Source organism: Pyxidicoccus trucidator (assembly GCF_010894435.1).
GTDB classification, from domain to species: Bacteria; Myxococcota; Myxococcia; order Myxococcales; family Myxococcaceae; genus Myxococcus; species Myxococcus trucidator.
Window position 1 is genome coordinate 89,575 of sequence record NZ_JAAIXZ010000022.1, and the last position, 20,324, is coordinate 109,898.

General features: G+C 73.3%; 16 protein-coding genes. 4 read left to right on the forward strand and 12 right to left on the reverse strand.

The genetic code is table 11. The features are described from left to right. Positions 1-32 precede the first annotated feature (32 nt). From G4D85_RS50480 to G4D85_RS40920, 10 genes are all read right to left on the reverse strand, one after another. The gene (locus G4D85_RS50480) at positions 33-1,835 is read right to left on the reverse strand and encodes a diguanylate cyclase domain-containing protein (RefSeq protein WP_164019685.1); all 1,803 of its coding nucleotides are present in this window, start codon (positions 1,833-1,835) and stop codon (positions 33-35) included. Between the two features lie 126 nt (positions 1,836-1,961). After that, on the reverse strand, positions 1,962-3,383 hold the full coding sequence (locus G4D85_RS40880; protein WP_164019686.1) for a CHASE2 domain-containing protein: 1,422 nt from the start codon (positions 3,381-3,383) through the stop codon (positions 1,962-1,964). Between the two features lie 42 nt (positions 3,384-3,425). Next, positions 3,426-4,598 (reverse strand): FecR family protein, encoded by a 1,173-nt coding sequence (locus tag G4D85_RS40885; RefSeq protein ID WP_164019687.1) that lies wholly within the window; start codon positions 4,596-4,598, stop codon positions 3,426-3,428. Next, entirely contained in the window at positions 4,595-6,586 is a 1,992-nt protein-coding gene (locus G4D85_RS40890) for an OmpA family protein (protein ID WP_240359799.1), read from the reverse strand. The genes G4D85_RS40885 and G4D85_RS40890 overlap by 4 nt, the downstream gene beginning before the upstream one ends. A 5-nt stretch (positions 6,587-6,591) precedes the next feature. Continuing rightward, entirely contained in the window at positions 6,592-6,969 is a 378-nt protein-coding gene (locus tag G4D85_RS40895) for a response regulator (protein ID WP_240359800.1), read from the reverse strand. Positions 6,970-7,079: 110 nt separating this feature from the next. Continuing rightward, positions 7,080-8,441, reverse strand: coding sequence for a sigma-54-dependent transcriptional regulator (locus tag G4D85_RS40900; RefSeq protein ID WP_164019689.1), 1,362 nt, complete (start codon positions 8,439-8,441; stop codon positions 7,080-7,082). Continuing rightward, positions 8,438-10,561, reverse strand: coding sequence for a PAS domain-containing sensor histidine kinase (locus G4D85_RS40905; RefSeq protein ID WP_164019690.1), 2,124 nt, complete (start codon positions 10,559-10,561; stop codon positions 8,438-8,440). Before G4D85_RS40905 ends, G4D85_RS40900 begins: the two co-directional genes overlap by 4 nt. A gap of 255 nt (positions 10,562-10,816) precedes the next feature. After that, positions 10,817-11,539 carry a phosphoribosyltransferase gene (locus G4D85_RS40910; RefSeq protein ID WP_240359801.1) on the reverse strand — a complete coding sequence of 241 codons (723 nt, stop codon included), beginning with the start codon at positions 11,537-11,539 and terminating at the stop codon, positions 10,817-10,819. A gap of 99 nt (positions 11,540-11,638) precedes the next feature. Then, a complete protein-coding gene (locus G4D85_RS40915; protein WP_164019691.1) occupies positions 11,639-11,857 on the reverse strand; it encodes a hypothetical protein in 219 nt (72 codons plus the stop codon). A gap of 196 nt (positions 11,858-12,053) precedes the next feature. Next, on the reverse strand, positions 12,054-13,868 hold the full coding sequence (locus G4D85_RS40920; protein WP_164019692.1) for a sensor histidine kinase: 1,815 nt from the start codon (positions 13,866-13,868) through the stop codon (positions 12,054-12,056). Positions 13,869-14,112: 244 nt separating this feature from the next. Between G4D85_RS40920 and G4D85_RS40925 the strand changes: the two genes are divergently transcribed. The 4 genes from G4D85_RS40925 to G4D85_RS40940 all read left to right on the forward strand — a co-directional run bounded on the left by G4D85_RS40925 (position 14,113) and on the right by G4D85_RS40940 (position 18,010). After that, the gene (locus tag G4D85_RS40925) at positions 14,113-14,946 is read left to right on the forward strand and encodes a hypothetical protein (RefSeq protein ID WP_164019693.1); all 834 of its coding nucleotides are present in this window, start codon (positions 14,113-14,115) and stop codon (positions 14,944-14,946) included. 82 nt (positions 14,947-15,028) lie between these two features. Next, positions 15,029-16,219: a protoglobin domain-containing protein gene (locus tag G4D85_RS40930; RefSeq protein ID WP_164019694.1), complete on the forward strand. Its 1,191-nt coding sequence runs from the start codon at positions 15,029-15,031 to the stop codon at positions 16,217-16,219. Next, positions 16,194-16,907, forward strand: coding sequence for a response regulator (locus G4D85_RS40935; protein WP_164019695.1), 714 nt, complete (start codon positions 16,194-16,196; stop codon positions 16,905-16,907). The genes G4D85_RS40930 and G4D85_RS40935 overlap by 26 nt, the downstream gene beginning before the upstream one ends. Continuing rightward, complete coding sequence (locus G4D85_RS40940; RefSeq protein ID WP_164019696.1) at positions 16,904-18,010, forward strand: sensor histidine kinase; 1,107 nt, start codon at positions 16,904-16,906, stop codon at positions 18,008-18,010. The genes G4D85_RS40935 and G4D85_RS40940 overlap by 4 nt, the downstream gene beginning before the upstream one ends. 9 nt (positions 18,011-18,019) lie before the next feature. Here G4D85_RS40940 and G4D85_RS40945 read toward each other — a convergent pair whose 3' ends face one another. Further along, positions 18,020-19,918: a M56 family metallopeptidase gene (locus tag G4D85_RS40945; protein WP_164019697.1), complete on the reverse strand. Its 1,899-nt coding sequence runs from the start codon at positions 19,916-19,918 to the stop codon at positions 18,020-18,022. Next, positions 19,919-20,311: a BlaI/MecI/CopY family transcriptional regulator gene (locus tag G4D85_RS40950; protein ID WP_164019698.1), complete on the reverse strand. Its 393-nt coding sequence runs from the start codon at positions 20,309-20,311 to the stop codon at positions 19,919-19,921. It abuts the gene before it with no gap. Between the last annotated feature and the right edge of the window lie 13 nt (positions 20,312-20,324).

The window sequence follows — 20,324 nt, forward strand, 5'->3', positions numbered from 1 at the left end:
TCCCTCCTTCATACACCGACCCGCGCGACGGCTCACCCCGGGTGCGAGGACCGCAGCTCCGCCTTGGCCCGGGTCAGCGCCGCCTGTGCCCTCGCGAGGGTGCTCTGCGGGTCCTCCTCGCCCTCCACTGAGACGGAGGCGGACACGACCTTGGGCGTCCCGAGCACGGCGTGGAGCCGCTGGCGCACGGCCTCCGCGGCCTCCGCGTCGATGCCAGGGAGCGCGAGCAGCAGGGCTCCGCCCTCCCACCGCACCGCGAAGCCCGGCGGCGCGCGCAGGCCCTCCAGTCGGCGGGCCACGTCGCGCAGCGCCGCGTCCCCCGTGTCGAAGCCGCGCTCCATGTTGATGCGGCCCAGCCCCACCAGGTCCACCAACAGCACGCTGAAGGGCACGCCGTCCCGCCGGCAGCGGCCAATCTCCCGCAGCAGCCGTTCCTCGCCCACACGCCGCGTGTCCAGCCCCGTCAGCGCGTCCATGCGCGGAAGCCGCTCACGCTCCTCTCGCGGCGGAGGCGCGCCACCGAGGTCCGACAGCGTCAGCATCTGCGCTACGCCTCCCGGCACCGGGAAGGGACGGGCCACCCACCGCAGCCGGCGCGGCTGGGGACGCTCCAGCGCCAGCGTCAGGTGCAGTCCCCGCGACGACTCGGAGGCCAGGTCGAGCTGCCTCAGCGTGGCCGCCGGGTCCGCCGTCAGCCCCGCCACGTGCTGGCAGAAGGTCTCCAGGGACATGCCGGGGATGCGCTCGGCCGGAAGGCCCAGCAGGTCCGCCAGTGCTCCGTTGCCCGCGTAGGGCCGGCGTCCCGGGGCCACCAGCAGCGCCGGCACGTCCAGCGCCCGCACCGCCTCCCGAAGCAGCTCCAGCGCCCCTCCCTCCGGGAGTGGCGGCTGCCGGGCCTGTCCCGCCTGCTGGGCCTGGAGCTGCGCCCCCTGTCGCGCGCGCGCCTTCTGCTCCAGGTCCTCCGCCACGCGCCGGGCCAGCTCGCGCAGGGCCGCCAGGTCCTCCGCGCCGAGCATCAGCGGTCGCGTGTCGATGACGCACAGCGAGCCCAGCACCTCGCCGGTGGACGTCAGCAGCGGCGCGCCCGCGTAGCTGCCCACGATGCCTTCGCGCACCAGCGGGTTGTCGCGGAACACGGGATGGCGCGCGGCGTCCGGCACCACCAGCGACTCGCGGCCCTGCACCACGTGGTGACAGAAGGCCCAGTCCCGGGGCGTCCCCCTGTCTTTCGCCAGCGACGGCGGCAGCCCCACGTGCGCCTTGAACCACTGCCGGTCTCCCAGCACCAGCGACAGCAGCGCCACCGGCACGCCGAAGGCCTGCGCCACCTCGGCGACCAGCGCTTGCAGCTCCGCGTCCGGCGGCCCCTCGTCCACCAGCCGCATCGAGTCGATGCGCGCCAGCCTCGGACCCTCGGGCTCGGTGGTGGGCTCTCCCAGGAAGGGGGGCGTGGAGCGCTGGCCGGCGAGGACGCGCTTCACCGTGTCCTTCATCAACTCCGGCGCGGCACGGCGGCTCAGCAGCGAGTGGATGCCCAGCGCTTCCTTGAGCTGCCAGGCGCGGACGCGCAGCTCGTCGAAGGCCGTCACCACCACCACCTGCGTGCCCGTCGCGTCGCCGCGCTCGCGCAGCCACGTCAGCAGGGCGAACCCATCCACCCGCGGAAGGGCCAGGTCGGTGACCAGCAACAGGGGCGCGTTGCGCTGCCGCACCACCTCCTGCGCCTCGGCGCCGTCGCGGGCCACCACTCCCTCCAGCCCCTCTCCGGTGATGAGGGCGAGGAGTCCGGCGGCGCGCGTCGGGTCAGGCTCGGCGATGAGTGCGTAGGGAGCCATGTCCTTTGGATGCTGCCATGGATACCCGGTTGCCGACGCGCCCAAGCGGGGAAGCAGGGCCCTGCTGTACGGGAGTTACAGGGGTTTCCCGGCAACAGTGGAATCACGGCCTGAGGCCCGCGTGTGTCAGGCGGAGGCGGGTGGCGGCCCGGACGGAGGCCGTGGGTAGCGGACGAACAGCCGGCGCAAAGCGCTCCGCTGCCGGCCCAGCTCCTCGCCACGCGTCACCGAGTCCACCACCAGCATCAGCACCAGTCCCACGCACGCGGGGACCAGCGGCATCACCCAGCCCAGGTCCGCGGCCAGCCACCCCACCAGGGCCACGTGCACCACGCCCGGCAGCAGCGCGGCCCGGAGCACCGCGCCCGGGGAGCGAGCGCGACGGGAGAGCAGCAAGAAGGCCAGCAGGACAGCCGCCGTCTCCAGCACGCCCGCCCAGGCGACGATGCCCGACGAGCGCAGCAGCCGGCCCGAGCGGAGGTTGTCCAGGGCGAAGGCGTGAATCTCCACGCCGGGCACGGCGACCTGTCCGGGCAGCGTTATCTGGCCGTGCAGGCCCGTCGCGGTGACGCCCACGAAGACAGTCTTCCCGCGCAGCGCCAGGTCCAGCCCCACCGACTCCGGGTCCGCGTGCAGCACGTCCGCCAGGCTCACGTGGGGCAGCCAGCCCGGGCGGGGCAGTGGCATCAGCGGCGCGCCCCGGTCCGTGGTCGCGGCCCCTATTAATGATACGGACCGCTCGGGCAGCAGGTGCAGCGCGGTGGCCAGCGCCAGCGACGGCCACGCCCGGCCGCCGACGTTCACCGCGTAGGGGTAGCGGCGGATGACGCCGTCACCGTCCACCAGCATGTTCAGCGTGCCGCTGCCTCGCGCCGCCATGCGCAGCGGGGCAATGCTGCCCGCCACCGACGGCGCCTGGAGCCGCAGGGTCTCCACGGGCAGGGACAGGGGAGTGCCCGGCGCGCCGTCTTCCAGCGGAGCCATCACCGGCACGTCGCCCGTCAGCGCCGCCGCCCCGAGGATGACGCCATCCCCCTCGGAGAGCGCCTCGGCCAGCCGCGCGTCGCCGTCCTGCGCATGCAGCCGCGTCTCCAGCTCCGCCACCAGCGCCGCGCCCGCGGGCTGGGCCGCGAGGCCGGACTCCTGGAGGGCCTGCAGCACGTCCTCACCCAGCTCCAGCGCCTCGCGAGGCCCGGGCTGGTCGAACACCACGTCCACCGCCACCGCCGCCGGGCGTTGCGCCGCCATGGCGCGGAAGGCGCGGGCCCACGTCGCGCGCGACAGCGGCCAGCGCTCGCCCAGCGCCGCGAGCGCCCGGTCGTCCACCTCCACCAGCACCAGGTCCGCCGTCGGCGGCACCCGGGGAAGCAGCCGGCTCACGGCCGTGTCATAGAGGCCGCGCTCCAGGAAGCCCGGCGCGCCGCCCGTCGCCGCCGTCACGCACGCCAGCCCCACGCCCACCAGCGCGCCCAGCGCCCGCCACGGGGCGCTGCGCGGGAGCCTGGGGTTGGAACCGCTGAGGGGCTGCTCGACGGGGGTGGGCGTCATGGGCGGGGGCCTCCCGGAAGGAGGGCCGCGCCATCATACGGCTCAGGGCCGGACGTCGAAGGCGAAGATCTTCGAGGGGAAGCCGACGAAGCCGTCCGCGTCCACCGCCAGCACCCGCCAGAACCACTTGCCCTCGCGAGAGCCCGGCACCTCCAGCTCCGTGGCCGGAGAGACGTAGGTCTGCACGCCCGCGGCGAAGTCCGCCGTGCGCGCCAATTCCACGCGGTAGGTCTTCGCCCCGGTCACCGTCCACCAGGACAGCTTGGGGGCCGCGCGGAACGTGCCGCCACGCGGGTCGGCCAGCGTGGGCGCCACCAGCAGCGGTCGGACGGGCTCCGGCTCCGAGTCTGGCATTGCCCGCGAGCCATACCCGCCGACGACGTCCAGGTCACCCTTCTTGCCGATGAGGGCCACCTTGCCCTCCAGCGTCTCCAGGCGGCTCATGCCGTCGTCCTGCGCGGACACGCGGAAGTGGGTGCCGCGCACGCCGGCCACCGCGCCGCGCGTGCGCACCTCGAAGAGCGAGCCCTCGCCACCGGGCGCCGCGGCCGTCTCCACCGTGCCGCGCAGCAGCTCCAACTGCACCTTGCGCCGCAGGTTGGCCATCAGCTCGACGGCGCCCACCCGCACCAGGCTGCCCTCCATCACCTGAACCGTGCTGCCATCCGCCAGCAGCAGCTCCGCCCGGGCCTCCGCGCCCGTGTGGAACAGCTCTCCCGCATAGAGCGCGTCGCCCGTGGCCCTCGGGCGCAGCTCCGCCGGCGCGGGGCCCGCGGACACGTCGCCGCTGGCGGCCCGCACCCGCGCCACCGCGGGCTGGGAGGGACGCTCGATGAAGGCGAGCTGGAGCTGCCCCGGCTCACCCGGCACGGCCGGCGGCGCCACCGCCGACACGCGCGTGCGGGGCAAGCCCGCCGCCACCAGCACCTCCGCCGCGGCCTTCGCCACCGCGAGCCCCTGGCCCTCCAGCCGCTCCACGTCCGGCAGCCGCGCCGCCACCGTTATCGAGCGGATGGCGGGCCGAGCCTTGAGGGCCTCGGCCACGTGCTTCAGACACGCCTCCGTCTCCGGCCCCTTCGGAGCCAGCGGCCGGCCTGTCTCCACGCGCCCGTTCTCGAAGCGCAGCCCGCCACAGGGCTCACCCGCGCCCGCCGCGAGGGCAGGGGAGGTGGCCCCCAGCACCAGTGCCATCACCCACGGAGCGGTCCGCTTCACGGCGTGCCTCCTTCCGCCGACGGCTCGGCGACCTTCACGATGTTGAACTCCACGCGGCGGTTGTTCTCGCGGCCCTTCGCCGTCGTGTTGGTGTCCACCGGCTTCGTCTCGCCGTGGCCCACCGCCTCCAGTCGCTCGGGCGCGATGCCCGCTTGCAGCAGGAAGCCCCGCACGTTGTTGGCGCGGCGCTGCGACAGGTCCAGGTTCTTCACATCGGAGCCCTGGTCATCCGTGTGGCCCTCCACGCGCACCTGCTCGAGCTGGGGGTTGGCCTTGAGCACCGAGGCCACCTGCTGCAAGAGCGGGAAGGACTTCGCGAGGATGACGTCCTTGCCCGTGGCGAAGTGCACCTTGCCCAGGATGACGATGCGCGAGCTCTCCACGCGCACCTGCGCCTGCCCCTTGTCCGGGCACCCGTCTTCGTCCTTTGTGCCGTTGATGACCTCGGCCTCCAGCGGGCACGCGTCCGCCGCGTCCGCCACGCCGTCGCGGTCATTGTCCAGGTCCGGGCAGCCGTCCCCGTCCTCGAAGCCGTCCACGTCCTCGGCCGCCTTCGGGCACCTGTCTTCCAGGTCCAGCAGGCCATCTCCGTCCGTGTCCGCCGCCTCGGGCCGCAGCACCAGGGGCGCCACGGGCTGGCCATTCGTGCCCACGGGCTTCCAGGCCTCGGGGTCATCCGGGCAGCCGTCCGCGTCCTGGAAGTCGTTGCGCGTCTCCGCCTCGCCCGGGCACACGTCCGGACCGTCGAGGATGCCGTCCCCGTCGTCGTCCGCGTCCAGGCAGCCATCCTCGTCCTGGAAGCCGTCGAAGTCCTCGGGCCCCAGCGCGCAGGTGGCGGTGGACTTCGAGGGCGCGGAGGCGGACGCGGACTGGGTCCACGCCAGCCCCGCGAGCACGCGGAAGCCCGGCGTCCCATAGCCCCGGGTGAGGCCCGGCCCGGCGCCCACATGCGCGGCCAGCCCGTCCCGGAACTGGTACTTCAGCGCGGCGAGCACCTCCAGCGGCCGCTCCTCCGTGTTCGTCTCCTTCAGGCCCAGCGCGCCCGCCAGCGTGGCCTCCGCGGACAGCGCCTGCGTCAGCGCCACCTGCGCGCCCACGCCGTAGGCCAGCTCCGAGCCCACGCGCAGGTTGCGCAGCCGGGCCTCGCGCCGCAGGTTGAAGCCCACGTTGGCCAGCAGGCGCAGCCGCGTATCGGCCCAGTCCGCCACCACGCGGGGCTGGAAGGTCAGCCCGTCCGAGCCCAGGAAGCCGTCCGCGCCCGCGGTGGGCAGCGTCACCGGCGCCACCACGGCCACGTCCAGTCCGCCCTCGGTGGACAGCAGCCGCGCCTTGGGCACCAGCCGCAGGTCGCCCACGCCCGTGGCCTTCACGCCGCTGGCGAAGGTGGGGGAGATGGCGCCGGCCGGCTCGGACGTCGTGGTGGAGATGGGCAGCGCCACACCCAGCTCCAGCCTGTCGAACAGGGCGATGGCGCCCATCAAGTCCAACGTGAGCTGGCTGTCGACGATTCGGTAGACGAACGCGTCCTGCCGCGGGTCCAGCACGTTGAGCGGGTCATCCGCGTAGTTGAGCGACAGCCCCAGGTTCCAGCCCAGGTGCGGCCCCACGCGCGCGCCGTGCAGGCCGAGCACGTCATGGGCGCCCGGACCCGGCTTGTACTGCTGCACGTCGATGGCCTGCGAGGCCTCGGGCTGCGCCAGCGCCAGGCCGCCGGGCACCGCCAGCGCCAGCACCATTCCCGCAACCACCGAGGCCCACCGTCGCGCGTGGGCCACCCGGCGGAGCAGCGCGTGCCAGGCCTGTGAGAACGAGGCGATGCCCTCAGCGCCCCGCGAGCCGGGCTCGAAGTTGAAAGGCACCTTGTCGGGGTCTGCGCCCGCCGCCTTGGCGTCGTCAGTGCGGTCCTGCCCCTCCCGGGGGCCGCCCGGCACGATGGCCGGGGGGGCGGGAGGCGGCTGACGGGGGTCCGAATTGCATTGGCCGTTCATGGGGCTCACCGGGAGGCCGTGAGGAGCTGGGAGACGTGTTGGGCCAGCGCAGGCAGGGGTTGGGGTTTGGGCAGCACCAGGTCCACGCCCAGGCCCCGGGCCTTGTCCGTGATTTCCTGCGTGGCGAAGGCGGTGAGCAGCACCACCCGGGTGTCCGGGGAGAAGCGGCGCACGAAGTCCGCCAGCAGCAGCCCCTCCTCCGACTGCGTGCCGCTCAGACGCAAGTCACTGATGATGAGGTCGTACCGGCCCGTCGTCATCAGGTCCAGCGCCTCGTCCAGCGCCTGGGCGGAGTCCACCCGGTAGCCGGCGCTGGCGAAGAACTGGCCCAGGACCCAGCAGAGGGACGATTCGTCATCGACTATCAGGAGGTTCTGGGTCACGGGCCGGAGCCGTGAGCAAGGTCGGGGCCACGGGTCCATGGGCACCCGGCCCCAGGTATTTCCGACACTTGCGCGGCGCGCCGGGCCCGCCCGCCCGGGGGTCGTCCAGATTACGGATCCGACTTCTGGAATCCGGATTTGTTGATGCCCAAACGTTTTAGCCGCTCATAGAGGGAGGAGCGGGGGATGCCGAGCCTGGCGGCGGCGCGCTCCACGTGGCCATTCTCGCGGCGCAGGACGCGCTCGATGTGGCGGCGCTCCAGCTCCTCCAGGGTGAGGTCCTCCTCCGCGCCGGCCTCGTCGGGCGTGACTTCGAAGCGCAGGTCATTCGGGGACAGCGGGCCTCCGCCGGACAGCAGCACGGCGCGCTCCAGCACGTTGCGCAGCTCGCGGATGTTGCCGGGCCACGGGTAGCGCGCCAGGGCGGCCTCGGCATCGGGCTGCAGGGCCACGCCGGCACGGCCGCGCGAGGTGCCCAGCTCCTCCAGGAAGTGCCGGGCGATGACGGGGATGTCCTCCGGGCGCTCGCGCAGCGCGGGCACGTGGAGGATGAGGGTGCTGATGCGGAAGTAGAGGTCGCTGCGGAAGCGCTTCTCGCGCGCGGCGACGCCCAGGTCCTGGTGGGTGGCGGCGATGAGGCGCACGTCCACGCGCCTGTCGCGCACGTCGCCCAGCCGCCGGAAGCGCTTCTCCTCCAGCACCTTCAGCAGCTTGGGCTGGACGGCCACGTCCATGTCGCCAATCTCGTCCATGAAGAGGGTGCCCTGGTCCGCGACTTCCAGCAGGCCCTGCTTCGCGGTGACGGCGCCGGTGAAGGCGCCCTTCTCGTGGCCGAACAGCTCCGAGTCCAGCAAGTCCTTGGACAGCGCCGCGCAGTTGAGGTCCACGAAGGGCGCGTCCGCGCGCGGGCCGCCCTCGTGCAGCCAGCGGGCGAGCACGCTCTTGCCGCTGCCCGTCTCGCCGGTGACGAGCACCGGGGCGTCGCTCTGGAGCACGCGCTCGGCCTGGCCCTGGAGGACGCGGATGGCGACGCTGGTGCCCAGGAAGGGATTCACCGTCGTCTGTGCCGTGCGCGAGCGGTCCGCGCGCTGTTTCAGCCGCTCGCGGCGCTGCGCCACCAGCCGCTCCAGCACCACCTTGAGGACGCTCAGCTCCACCGGCTTGGTGAGGAACTGCTCCGCGCCCTCCTTCACGGCCTGCACCGCCAGCTCAATCGAGCCATGGCCGGTGAGCACCACCAGCGGCACGGACGCGTCCAGCTCCTTGAGGCGCGGCAGCAGCTCCAGCGCGGTGCCGTCCGTCAGGCGGTAGTCCACCACGGCCACGTCGGGGCGCGTGGTGCGGAAGGCCTCCTGCGCCTCGGCGAGGCTGGACGCCTCGTCCACGTCGAACCCGTGGGCGGTGAGGTAGCCCCGCATGCCCAGGCGGATGCCGGGCTCGTCGTCCACGAGGAGGATTCGGGTGCGCGTCATGAGGCCAGGGAGTCTACGGTTTGGGTCGCCGGAGGCGAGGAAACCGCCGGCAGGAGGAGCGTCACCTCCGCGCCTCCTGACCCATGGTTGCGCAGGCGGATGAGGCCCTGGTGCTCCTCCAGGATGCGCTGGACGATGGACAGGCCCAGGCCGGTGCCGCCCCGGCGCTTGCTGAAGAAGGGCTCGAAGACGTGCGGCAGGTCCTCCTCGCGGAAGCCCGGGCCGCCGTCGCGCACGGTGCAGCACACCCAGGGGCGGCCCGCCTCCTCCACCACCTCCGTGGCCACGTGCACGGTGGTGCCCGCGGGCGAGTGCTGCACCGCGTTCTCCACCACGTTGCGGAAGACGTGGAACAGCCGCCGCGCGTCCATGCGCACCAGCGGCAGCTCCGGGGCCAGCTCGCGCACCACCGCCACGCCGGCCTTCTCTCCGGCCAGCGTGCACGCGGACAGGGCGTCCTCCACCACCGGCCGCACGCCTCCCTCCACCCACTCGCCCCGGGTGGGGCGGCCGTACTCGAACAGCTCCTGCGTGAGGTGGTTGAGGCGCTTCACCTCGCCGCGCAGGACTTCCAGGTACGGCTTGAGCTCGGCGCGCTCGCCGAAGGTCGCCTCCACCGCGTCCACCACGGCGGAGATGGAGAAGAGGGGATTGCGCACCTCGTGGGCCACGCCGGCGACGATGGCGCCCATGACGGCCATCGTCTCGCTGCGGCGCACGCTGGCCTGCAGCTCCAGCAGGCGCGTCACCTCGGTGGCCACCAGGATGATGCGCGAGTCCTCGCCTCCTGCCTCGTCCACCCACGCGGCGGATACCTCCCAGGTGCGGCGCGACTGCGGGTCCGTCACCTCGCGGGCGGCGCTGCCGTGGGTGCGGCGCAGCAGCTCCACCAGGAGCAGGCCGCTGGAGCGCAGGGGCGTATGGGGCGCCGTGGACAGGGGCTGGCCGGACGGGTCCATCCCCTCGAAGAGGGCGATGGCGGCGGCGTTGAGGCGCTGGATGGTGCCATCCGGGCCGAGGACGAGCAGGGGCGAGGTGACGGCGTCGAAGGTGCGGCGCCACTCCTGCGCGGAGCGGCGGAAGCTCTCGTGCAGGCGCTGGCGCAGGTCGTCCGCGAGGCGCCGGTCGGTGACGTCGGTGACGACGCAGCCCACGTGCACCTCGCGCTGCGAGTCCATCGCGGACGCGGCGGCGCGGCTGCGCACCCAGCGCACCCGGCCGTCGGCGCAGATGAGGCGGTGCTCCAGCTCCGCCTCCGCGCCGGGGGCGAGCCCCTCGATGCAGGCGCGGTAGCGGGCGCGGTCCTCGGGGTGGATCATCTCCGCCCAGAGGGGCGGCGGGCCGCCGTCGGGGCCGGGCCGGACGAAGGCGGTGGCGGGGTAGCCGGTGGTGCGCTCGATGACGGGCGTGCAGTAGAAGTCGCGCAGCACCCCGCCGCGCAGCTTGCCGCCCCAGAGGTAGTCCGGCAGCGAGCGGGTGAGCACGTCCAGCCGCCCCTCGTGCTCCTGGAGGCTCTGCTCCGCGCGCATGCGCTCGGTCAGCTCGGACAGGGCGGCGATGACGCCCAGCACCTCGCCGCCCGCGCCGCGCACTCGCGAGTAGCTGCCGAACCAGAAGCGGGGCTCGCCGGGCGCGGCGGGCGTCTCCACCTCCAGGCACGTGTCCTGGATGGGGGTGTCGGTCTCCAGGGCCTGCTGGAGGCGCGGCGCGAGGAGCCGGCCCAACTCGGGCATCACCTCGGTGACGTGGTGGCCCAGGTGGCGGCTGGCGGGCAGGCCATTCATCGCCGCCAGCGCGGTGTTGACGTGGACGTAGCGCAGCCGGCGGTCGAAGAAGGCGAAGCCCACGGGCGTGACGTCCATGACGGCCTCGCGCAGGGCGCTGGCGTCACCGGCGCTGCGCAGGGCGGCGTCGCGCTCGCGGTGGGTGCGCTGCCGCGCGCGGTCCCACGCCAGGGCCAGCGTGCCGGTGGTGAGCAGCACCAGCGCCGCCGGGGTGAGGACGCGGGCCAGGGGGCTCTCCGCTCCCGCGCGCCAGCTCACCCAGGCGAGGAGGGCGGTGAGGGCCGTGGCCCCGAGGACGGCCAGCAGCAACTGACGGAGGGAGGGGGACTCTTGCATGGGGGACGGGCGAAGCCGCGCGAGCCTAAACCGGAATCCGTGGCCGGACTGTTGCCGATGGACTTCCGGACTGGCGCCCCGGTGGGCCGGCGGGCGGGGAAACGGGCCCTCCAGGCCCAGATATTCCAAGCACTTGGAGGCGTTGGCGAAAAAAGCCGGGCCTGTCGATTCCAGGGCCCCTCGTTCGACGTGAGCGAGGAGGAGACACGACGATGTGGTTCTTGACGATGTGGATCGCGATGGCGTGCACGCCTGCTAGGGCGCCGGAGGCTGCTCCACGCCCGCGCCCGCCTCCGAGACAGCGCGGGCCAGCAGCTCCCGCACCTCCTCGTCCGAGGTCTGCGCGAAGTCGCGGAACCACAGCCCCACGGCGTAGAAGGGCTCCGGCATCCGAGCGCAGATGACCTCGTCCGCCTCGGCGGCCAGGTCCTCGCAGGACTCGACGGCCCCCACCGGCACGGCGACGACGATGCGGGCGGGCGCCTGCTGGCGGAGCGCGGCCACGGCGGCACGCATGGTGGTTCCGGTGGCCAGGCCGTCATCCACGAGGATGACGGTGCGCCCGCGCACGTCCGGAGGCGCGCGCCCGTCGCGGTAGCGCAGCTCGCGCCGCTGGAGCTCCCGGCCCTCGCGCTCGGCGGTGGCGTCAATCTGCTCCCGGGAGATGCTCAGCTCCTCCACCACCTCGCGGTTGATGACGCGCATGCCCCCGGAGGCGATGGCCCCCATGGCCAGCTCCTCGTGCCGGGGCGCCCCCAGCTTGCGCACGAGGAACACGTCCATCGGCACGCCCAGCTGGCGCGCCACCACGTAGCCCACCGGCACGCCGCCCCTCGGCAGTGCCAGCACCAGTGCGTCCGGCTGGTGCGCGTAGTGCCGCAACAGGTCCGCGAGCACACGGCCTCCCTCGTATCGGTCCAGGAACTCCGGCCCTCGCATGTTCCGCTCCTCCCGCCCCACCTCGGGACGAACCCTCATGAGAGGAACCTGGACACCTTGGGAGGGGAGGGGAACGGGGCGCGCGGGGCGCGCCTGTCCCCTACCCTGGGACACGCGGGGGGTACGGGCGGGCCCCGCCTACGCGATGATTTCGGGCTTGCCCGGCTGGGTGGGCATGGGCGGGTCATGGATGCCGGGCGGAGTGATGTCCGGATGCTGGGGCGGTTCGATTTCCGGCGGCGCGCGCGTGGGGGGCTCGATTTCCGGCGGCTGTCGGGTGGGCGGCTCGCGCTCGGGCGCCGGGGCCGGCTCCGGGTTCTTCACGGGGGCGCCAGGCGTGGTCTGCGGTCCAGCCATGTGTCGTGTCTCCTCGCTCGGTCAAAGGTCCATCAGCCCGTTCAGCATGGGCACGCCCGGGCAGGCGGGCACCGCCTCCGTCGCCGACTGAACGAGCCGGTGACGCCCGCCTGACTGCCTGGGGGCCGGGCGCGGCCTGTCCGGCGGGCGCTCCTCCGGGGTCGGCTCCAGCGGGAGCGCGCAATCCCTCACCGGCTCACCCCGGGTAGGCGCAGTCCTCCATCGCGAGGGCGCGGGGCAGCCGCACCGAGAACTCGGTGCCATGGGTCGAGGACGAGCGGACGGTGATGCTCCCGCCGTGGGCCAGCACGAGCTGCTGGACGATGTAGAGCCCCAGCCCCAGGCCCCGCCGGCCACCGTTTCCCGGGGCCTGCTTGAAGGGGTCGAAGATGTGGGGCAGCAGCTCCGCCGGCACGGGCGTTCCACGGTTGTGGACGGTCAGCACCACGTCCGGGCCGTCCTCCCGCAGCTCCACCCGCACGGGGGCCACCACATCTCCGTGTACGAGTGCGTTGCCCACCAGGTTGGACACCACCTGGGCCAGCCGGTCCGGGTCCCAATCCCCGGCGTGCGTGCCTCGTGCGCAGGACAGGGCGACCCGCCCCGGGTACGTCAGCTCGAACTCCGCCACGGTGTCCTGCACCAGCGCGCACAGGTCCGTGGACCGCCGCTCCAGGGGGATGCCGCCGCCCACGGACGCGCGTGTGAAGTCCAGCAGGTCGTTGATCATCCGCGCCATCCGGTCCCCGCTGGTGGAGATGCGTCGCACCCCCTCCATCACCGACTCCGGCACGCCTTCTCGCCGCAGGAGCAATTGCGCGGTGAGGGAGATGTTGCTCAGCGGGTTGCGCAGGTCATGGCCGACGATGCCCAGCAGCCGGTCCTGGAACTGCTCCACGCGCTTCTGCTCGGTGACGTCCCGGGCGAAGACGGCGACGCCGCCCTCGCGCGTGGGGTAGGCGCTGATGCTCGTCCACTGGTCCAGCGGCGCGTAGTACGCGTCGAACCGGACGGACACCCGCTCCTCCACCACGCGGTGGTACTCCACCCAGAAGGGCGAGTCGGGATTCGCGGAGTCCGGGAACACCTCCCAGAAGAGGCGCCCCAGCGTCTCCTCGCGCCGCGTCCGCGACAGGCGCTGCTGGTTCTCGTTCACCAGCACGAAGCGGAAATCCCGGTCGAGCACGAACATCGCGTCCCCGTGCTCCAGCACCTCCACCGCGCGCTCGTGCTCGCGCAGCATCCGCTCGCGCTCCGCGGCCTCGCGCTTGCGCTCGGTGATGTCGTGGAAGAAGACGGACAGGCCCCCGTCCTCCGTCGGATGGGCGCGCACCTCGAACCAGCGATTCCAGGGGACGTACAGCGTCTCGAACGAGTCGGGGGCCCCCGCGTCGATGACCCGCCGGAAGTGCCGCTCCAGCTCCGTTTCATGTGACTCGGGGAACACCTCGTGGAAGAAGCGGCCCACGCTGCGCTCACGCCGCACGCCCAGCACCTGCTCGGCCCGGGGATTCACGTCGGTGAGCCGCCACTCCCGGTCGAAGGCGTAGTAGCCGTCGGACATGTTCTCCAGCAGCCGCGCCCGGTGGAGCTGGGCGCGCGCCGCCTCGTCCCGGTTGCGCACCCGCTCGGTGACGTCCACCAGCGTGCCCAGGAAGCGCGCCGGCCGGCCTTCTCCGTCGAAGAAGGTCCGCCCGTTGGCGGCGACCCAGCGCACGCCCCGCGGGGTGGAGATGCGGTACTCCAGGGAGTAGTGGCCGTCTCCCTCCGGTCGCAGCGCCTGTCGGATGGCGGCCTGCGTCTTCACCCGGTCCTCGGGGTAGACGCGCCGCAGGAAGTCCTCCAGGCCCATGGGCGTGTCGGGCGGAAGGCCGAAGAGGGCCTTCGCCCGAGCGTCCCAGGTCAGCTGTCCCGTGCGCGGGTCGTAGTCCCACGTGCCAAGGCCGGTGGCCTCCACGGCGAGCCTCAGCCGCTCACGGTCCTGTTCGATGGCGTCCCCATCCCGGGCCATGCACTCCCCTGGGCCCGTGTAGGTGGCGTGTCGGCGGGCCTCCCTTGGGAGGTGGACCTCTGCGGATGGTTTCGGAAGGGGCCCGCGCCCGCCTGCCCTCCGGCCGGCGCAAGTCTTGCGCGTCCACCGTGCGGCGCGCGGTTTCTGCGTCTGGCGCCGTCGCCCCTGCCTTCACCGGCACGTGGCGCGAGGCTTGCTCAAGGCCCGGGTGCCAGGCCCGGTGGGCCGGCCGATGGGAGACCTCATGGCCTTGCGTGACGCGATTCCGGTGTGCCTCTGCCTGCTGCTCACCGCGAGCGTGGGGGAGGCGAGCGGCCTGGAGCCCGGCTCTCCCCTCCTGGCCCTTCCGCGCAAGGAGGCCGTGAAGGCGCCGGCGCCCCGCTCGCGCGAGGTGTCCCTGGCGGGCTTCCTGGAGTCGCCGGGCCGCGACGTGGCGCGGGTGCGGCTCTGGCTGCGCCACAACCGCGAGGCGCGCGAGGTGGAGGAGGGCGTGCGCGAGTTCCTGGAGCGGCTCATCCAGCTCACCGCCGAGGCGCCTCCGGAAATGGTGTTCGCGCACGAGCGGGTGATGCTGGACGCGGAGGCGCTGGCGGCGGACGGAGAGCTGCTCGCGCTGGCAGACGCGCGCACGGAGCTGCTGGCAGGGCACGGCCGGATGGACCCGGACTTCCACGTGCTCGAGGGCGAACGCCCCGCGCCCTGGACACGCGACGGGGTGATGGACCGCGAGGCGCTGGTGGGCCTCGTCTTCGCGCGCACGGGCCGGGCCGCCGCGCTGCCGCCGGAGGTGGAGCGGCTGCTGGCGGAGCTGGCCGCGTTGGAGCGTCGGCTGGACGCGCACGAGAACCAGCTGCTGCCGGTGGCCGAGGAGGCCCTGGGCGCGGCGCTCCTGGGGCTGGCGTCGGGGGAGGCGACGATGCGCGAGGTGGTCCACGGCCTCCACTTCCTGAAGCACCAGCAGCGGCGGCGGTTGGACCTGCGCGTGCACCGGGAACTGCTGTTGTTGGAGGTGGCCCGGCGGGCCGGCTGCGCGGTGGAGGCCCTGCCTCTCGTCACGGCGCCGGAGCAGGCCGGCTAGAGGCGCCCGACGACGCACCCGCGCCGGGACAATCTCCCAGCGCCCGGACGTTCTGTGCGGTTAGGCTCCACCCCTGGAAATCATGGCGGAAACCCTGCTCGAGGAATTGAAACGGTACGTGGGCTTCGGCGTGGAGGACGAGCGTGCCCTCGTCGCCCTGCATGCCATCGCGAAGCCGCACTTCCCCCGCATTGCCCGCGTCTTCTACGACCGCATCCTGGAGCACGAGGGGGCGCGCCAGGCGCTGGAGGGGGGCGAGAGCCAGGTGGGCCACCTCCGGGGCACGCTGGAAATCTGGATGAGCCAGCTCATGAGCGGCCCGTGGGACGAGGCCTACTACGAGCTGCGCTGCCGCATCGGCCGCATGCACGTGCGCATCTCCCTGCCACAGCACTACATGTTCGGCGCGATGAACGTCCTGCGCCAGGAGCTCAACGGCCTCATCGACGAGGCGTACCTGGACAAGCCGCAGGCGCTGCGGGCGGCGCGCACGGCGCTGGGGAAGATTCTCGACCTGGAGCTGGCCATCATGCTCCACACCTACCGCGAGGACCTGCTGGCGCAGCAGGCGCGCAACGAGCGGCTGTCCACCTTCGGCCAGCTCGTGGGCTCCATCGGCCACGAGCTGCGCAACCCGCTGGGCGTCATCGAGACGTCGCTCTACATCCTCAAGGGCCGCCCGGGCGCCGTGGACGAGCGCACCGCCAAGCACCTGGTCCGCATCGGCGAGCAGGTGGGCATCGCCAACCGCATCGTCTCCGACTTGCTGGACATGATTCGGGACAGGCCCCTCCAGCGGCAGGAGGTGTGGCTGGACGAGGTGTGGCAGGAAGCCCTCAACGCCGTGCAGCGGCCGGAGTCCGTGGCCGTGCGCGAGGAGGGGCTCGCCGCGCTCCCGGCCGTCCAGGGGGACGCGGGCCAGCTGCGCCAGGTGTTCGTCAACCTGCTGGAGAACGCGGTGCAGGCGCTGGAGGAGTCGGGCGGCTCCATCTCCCTGTCCGCCGCCGCGCCGGACAAGGGAATGGTGGAGCTGGTGCTGGAGGACTCGGGCCCCGGCGTGAGCGACACCATCCGCCGCCGCCTCTTCGAGCCGCTGATGACCACGAAGGCGCGTGGCATCGGCCTGGGCCTGCCCCTCGTCAAGCGCATCCTGGAGCGGCACGGCGGCGGCATCTCCTATCAGCCTCGTGACGGTGCCGGCGCGCGCTTCGTGCTCCGGCTTCCCCTCCTGCCCGCGGAGGACGCGAATGCGTCAGTACCTTCTGCTGGATGACAACCGCGCGTTCGCGGAGAACCTCGCGGAGATTCTTCGCGACGAGGGCAACCAGGCCACCGTCGTCACCAGCGGTGACGAGGCCCTGCGGCTGGCGCGCACCACGCGCTTCGACGCGCTGCTGACGGACATGCGCATGCCCGGCATGTCCGGCGCGGACGCGGTGCACCACCTGCGCCGGGTGGACCCGGGGCTGGCCGCGGTGGTCATCACCGCGTACCCCCGCGAGGACGACCTGGAGACGGCGCGGCGCGAGGGGCTGTTCGCGGTGCTGCCCAAGCCCGTGCCCATCCCCACGCTGGTGGGGCTGCTCTCCTGCGCCCGCCGGGACGGGCTGGTGGTGCTGGTGGAGGACGACCCGGCGCTGAGCGACAACCTCACCGAGCTGCTGCGCTCGCGAGGCTTCTCGTGCGTGACGGCGGCCTCGGTGCTGGACGCGGAGCGCATCGCCTGCATGGAGCCCTTCGCCGCGCTGGTGGACCTGCGCGTGCCCGGAGGCCCGGACGGCGAGGCGCTGCGGCGGCTGCGCGCGCGCTTCCCCCACCTGCCCATCTTCATCATGACGGCCTATCCGGACGTGGCGCCGATGGAGGGCGCCTCGGGCGTCTTCTCCAAGCCCTTCGACTCCGGCGTGCTGCTCCAGGCGCTGGAAACCGTGCACGCCTCGCGTGCCTCCCGTGTCCCATGAGTGAGCTCGCCCCCCAGTCCCCGCCTCGCGTGCTGGTGGTGGATGACAACGCCGCCTTCCTCGACAACCTGCACGAGCTGCTGGGCGACGCGGGCTACGCCGTGCGCGCCGCGTCCAGCTGCCGGGCCGCCCACGAGCGCGCGAAGGAGGGCTTCGACGTGGCGCTGGTGGACCTGCGCCTGCCGGATGGGGACGGCACCGCGCTGGCGGCGGAGCTGAAGGAGGGCGCGCCGGACTCGGAGGTGGTGCTGCTCACCGGCTTCGCCACGCTGGAGACGGCGGTGGCGGCGGTGCGCGCGGGCGCGTGCGCCTACCTCATGAAGCCCTGCGCGCCGCAGGAGCTGCTGCTCACGCTGGAGCAGGCCATGCGCCAGGTGCGGCTGCACGGCGAGAAGCGCGAGCTGGCGCGGCGCGCGCAGATGACGGAGAAGCTGGCCGCGGTGGGGACGATGACGGCGGGCCTGTCCCACGAGATTCGCAACCCGCTGAACGCGGCGGCGCTGCAGCTCTCCGTGCTGGAGCGCCGGCTGCGGCGGCTGCCGGAAGGCCAGCAGGGCCCGCTGCTGGAGCCGCTGCTGCTGGTGCGGGACGAGATTCGCCGGCTGGACCACATCCTGGAGGACTTCCTCCAGTTCGCCCGGCCCCGCGAGTTCCGCCCGGCCCCGGTGGACGTGCGCGAGCTGCTGCGCCGTGTGGTGGACCTCCTGAGCGGTCAGGCCGAGTCGCGCAAGGTGAGGCTGGAGCAGGCCCCGCTGGAAGCGGAGCTGCCGCCGGTGGCCGGCGAGGAGGAGCGGCTGCGCCAGGTGCTCATCAACCTGTGCCTCAACGCGCTGGAGGCGACGCCCGCGGGCAGCGCGGTGACGGTGTCCGCGGGGCACGAGGGCGGGCGGGTGTGGCTCACCGTGGACGACGCCGGGCCGGGAGTCCCGAAGGAGGTGCGGGAGCGCATCTTCGAGCCCTTCTTCACCACGAAGGCGCAGGGCTCGGGGCTGGGCCTGTCCATCGTCCACGCCATCGTCACCCAGCATGGCGGGACGCTGGAGGTGGGCGCGGCGCCGGGCGGTGGCGCCCGCTTCATCCTCCGGCTGCCGGTGGCGCGGTAGGGCCGCCCCTCAGAAGCTGCCGCCCGAGCGGTGCAGGATGCGGCCGTCCTTGTCGAACCGGGAGCAGATCATGCAGGAATGGTCGCCCGCGCCGCCCTGGACCTGGTCGAAGGTCAGGCTCGCGAGCTGCCCACCCGGCGGCTCCGTGCGGCCACCTCCGGGGTTGTTGGTGAACCAGACGTCGAACACGTAGTGCACCGCCACGGGCTTCCCATTGCGCAGGGCGGGCTCGTAGCGCCACGTGGTGAGCGTGCGGATGACGCCCTCTTCCAGTCCCCCCAGCACCTGCAGCGGCTTGCAGTCGGTGACGGTGCCCTCGGTGGTGATGGTGCAGCGGGTGACGACGGAGCCTCGGGGGAAGGAGCCCACCTGGGCCCGGAGGCCATACGTGAGGTCGCGGTAGTGGAAGCGCTCCCCGGAGACGAAGCGGGGCGGGGTGATGCCGGGCCCCAGGTCGAGGACCACGGGCTTCGTGTCCACCGCGGGCGGAGGCGTGGGGGCGACGGCGACGGCCACCGGGGCCGCCGGGGCCTCCAGCACGGGCGCGGCGACCTCCACGACAGGGGCGGAGGGCTCGGCGTCCAGCGTGTAGGGGACGCGCGGCAGCTCCGTGCGGACGATGGCGCCCGTGTCCGGGATGAGCAGCGGCGCGGAGCGCGGGGCGCGGGGCTTCACCATGGGAGCACGCGGCTCCTTCGACACGGAGCGCACGGGCGGGCGCGCCACGCGGGCGGGCACGGGGCTCGGGGGCGGGGAGGCGACGGGGACCGCGAGGAGCCGGGGCGCCGCCGGGGGGCGCCCCGGGAGGATGCGCTCTTCCAGGGACGGGGACACGGTGGCCGACGCGTCGCTGGAGGCCGGCTCCGCCCGCGCTGTCTCGGGAAGCTGCGAAGTGCCCAGCACCACCGCGAGCACCGCGCTCCCAAGCCCGCTGGCCAGTCGCCAGGGCCGGCGCGGAGCCTGGGCCTCGGAGGCGACGAGCAGGCGGCGCACGCGCAGCAGCAGCGAGCCACCGCCCGCGCCAATCGCCGGCTGGGGCGAGGGCGTCAGGCGCAGTTGCTCGATGTGGGCCAGGGCGCGCGCGTAGAGGTAGGCGTCGCCGCAGCAGTGGACGGCGAGGTCATCGGCGCAGTGCTCGCGCTCCTCGCGGATGCGGTGGGACAGCCACCAGACGGCCGGGTGGTAGAAGAGGAGCGTCTCGACGAAGGACTGGAGGAGGTTGACGAGGTAGTCGTGCCGGCGGATGTGGGCCAGCTCGTGGGAGAGGATGGCCTCCAGCTGGGAGGCGCTCAGCCCCGTCATGGCGCTGGCGGGCACGAGGATGAGGGGGCGCCACAGGCCGATGACCATGGGCACCTCGACGCTGGCGGAAGCCAGCAGGCGCACCGGGGTCGTCATGCGCATGCGGGCCAGGGCGCGCGAGAGGGCGTCATGCCAGGGGCTGGCGGCCTCCAGCGTCTGACGGCGCGACAGCCGCTGCGTCATCGTCCAGGCCAGCAGGGTGCGCAGGGAGAGCAGCAGCACGCCGCAGCACCAGGCCGGCAGGAGCCAGGGGCGCAGCGTCTCCAGGAAGTCCGAGCCCCCCAGCGGCGCGGGCACCGCCATCACCATGAAGGTGGCGTCGGCGGAGACGGTGGCGTCGGCGGCGCTGGGTACGACGGCCTGCGCGAAGACGACGCGGGCGGCCTCGGTGAGCGCGGAGAAGAAGGAGACCGCCGGGAGCACGGCCATGGCCAGCAGCCCGAGACAGGCGGTGGCATAGCGGGCGCGAGACGAGCGCTCGGGGATGAGGGCCAGCAGCCCCGCGACGACGAGGGCCACGGCGGCGCCCTGCCACAGGAAGCCGAGCAGGGCCTGCTCCAGCGCGAGGAAGAGGGGTTGCTGGGATAGCGCGTGTAGTGCGTCCATTTACTTCCCCCGCTTCTCGTGCTCGTCCAGCAGCTTGCGAATCTCCGCCAGCTCCTCGGCGGAGGCCCGCTTCATGGAGAGGGCCTGCGCCACCAGCGTGGTCGCCGAGCCGCCGAAGGCCCGGTCCATGAGGTCGCGCAGCAGGTCACGCTGGGTGCGCTTCTCGCTGATGGCGGGCTCATAGACGTGGGTGCGCTCGCTCTCGTCGCGCTGGACGATGCCCTTCTCCGTCATGTTCTGGAGGAGCTTGAGGACCGTGGTGTAGCCGGTGTCCTTGTCCTGGGTGTCGCGGAGCGACTCGTGCACCTGTCGCACCGTGCAGGGGCCCAGCTTCCAGAGGACCCGAAGGATGGCCAGCTCGGCCCGCGTGGGTTGCGGCGGAACGGGAGTCATGTGGGGACTATTA

Bases quoted from the DNA above. Each gene is read 5' to 3' on its own strand.
- G4D85_RS50480 (WP_164019685.1), bottom strand. From the start codon at position 1,835: ATGGCTCCCTACGCACTCATCGCCGAGCCTGACCCGACGCGCGCCGCC.
- G4D85_RS40880 (WP_164019686.1), bottom strand. From the start codon at position 3,383: ATGACGCCCACCCCCGTCGAGCAGCCCCTCAGCGGTTCCAACCCCAGG.
- G4D85_RS40890 (WP_240359799.1), bottom strand. From the start codon at position 6,586: ATGAACGGCCAATGCAATTCGGACCCCCGTCAGCCGCCTCCCGCCCCC.
- G4D85_RS40900 (WP_164019689.1), bottom strand. From the start codon at position 8,441: ATGACGCGCACCCGAATCCTCCTCGTGGACGACGAGCCCGGCATCCGC.
- G4D85_RS40905 (WP_164019690.1), bottom strand. From the start codon at position 10,561: ATGCAAGAGTCCCCCTCCCTCCGTCAGTTGCTGCTGGCCGTCCTCGGG.
- G4D85_RS40910 (WP_240359801.1), bottom strand. From the start codon at position 11,539: ATGAGGGTTCGTCCCGAGGTGGGGCGGGAGGAGCGGAACATGCGAGGG.
- G4D85_RS40915 (WP_164019691.1), bottom strand. From the start codon at position 11,857: ATGGCTGGACCGCAGACCACGCCTGGCGCCCCCGTGAAGAACCCGGAG.
- G4D85_RS40920 (WP_164019692.1), bottom strand. From the start codon at position 13,868: ATGGCCCGGGATGGGGACGCCATCGAACAGGACCGTGAGCGGCTGAGG.
- G4D85_RS40925 (WP_164019693.1), top strand. From the start codon at position 14,113: ATGGCCTTGCGTGACGCGATTCCGGTGTGCCTCTGCCTGCTGCTCACC.
- G4D85_RS40930 (WP_164019694.1), top strand. From the start codon at position 15,029: ATGGCGGAAACCCTGCTCGAGGAATTGAAACGGTACGTGGGCTTCGGC.
- G4D85_RS40935 (WP_164019695.1), top strand. From the start codon at position 16,194: ATGCGTCAGTACCTTCTGCTGGATGACAACCGCGCGTTCGCGGAGAAC.
- G4D85_RS40940 (WP_164019696.1), top strand. From the start codon at position 16,904: ATGAGTGAGCTCGCCCCCCAGTCCCCGCCTCGCGTGCTGGTGGTGGAT.
- G4D85_RS40945 (WP_164019697.1), bottom strand. From the start codon at position 19,918: ATGGACGCACTACACGCGCTATCCCAGCAACCCCTCTTCCTCGCGCTG.
- G4D85_RS40950 (WP_164019698.1), bottom strand. From the start codon at position 20,311: ATGACTCCCGTTCCGCCGCAACCCACGCGGGCCGAGCTGGCCATCCTT.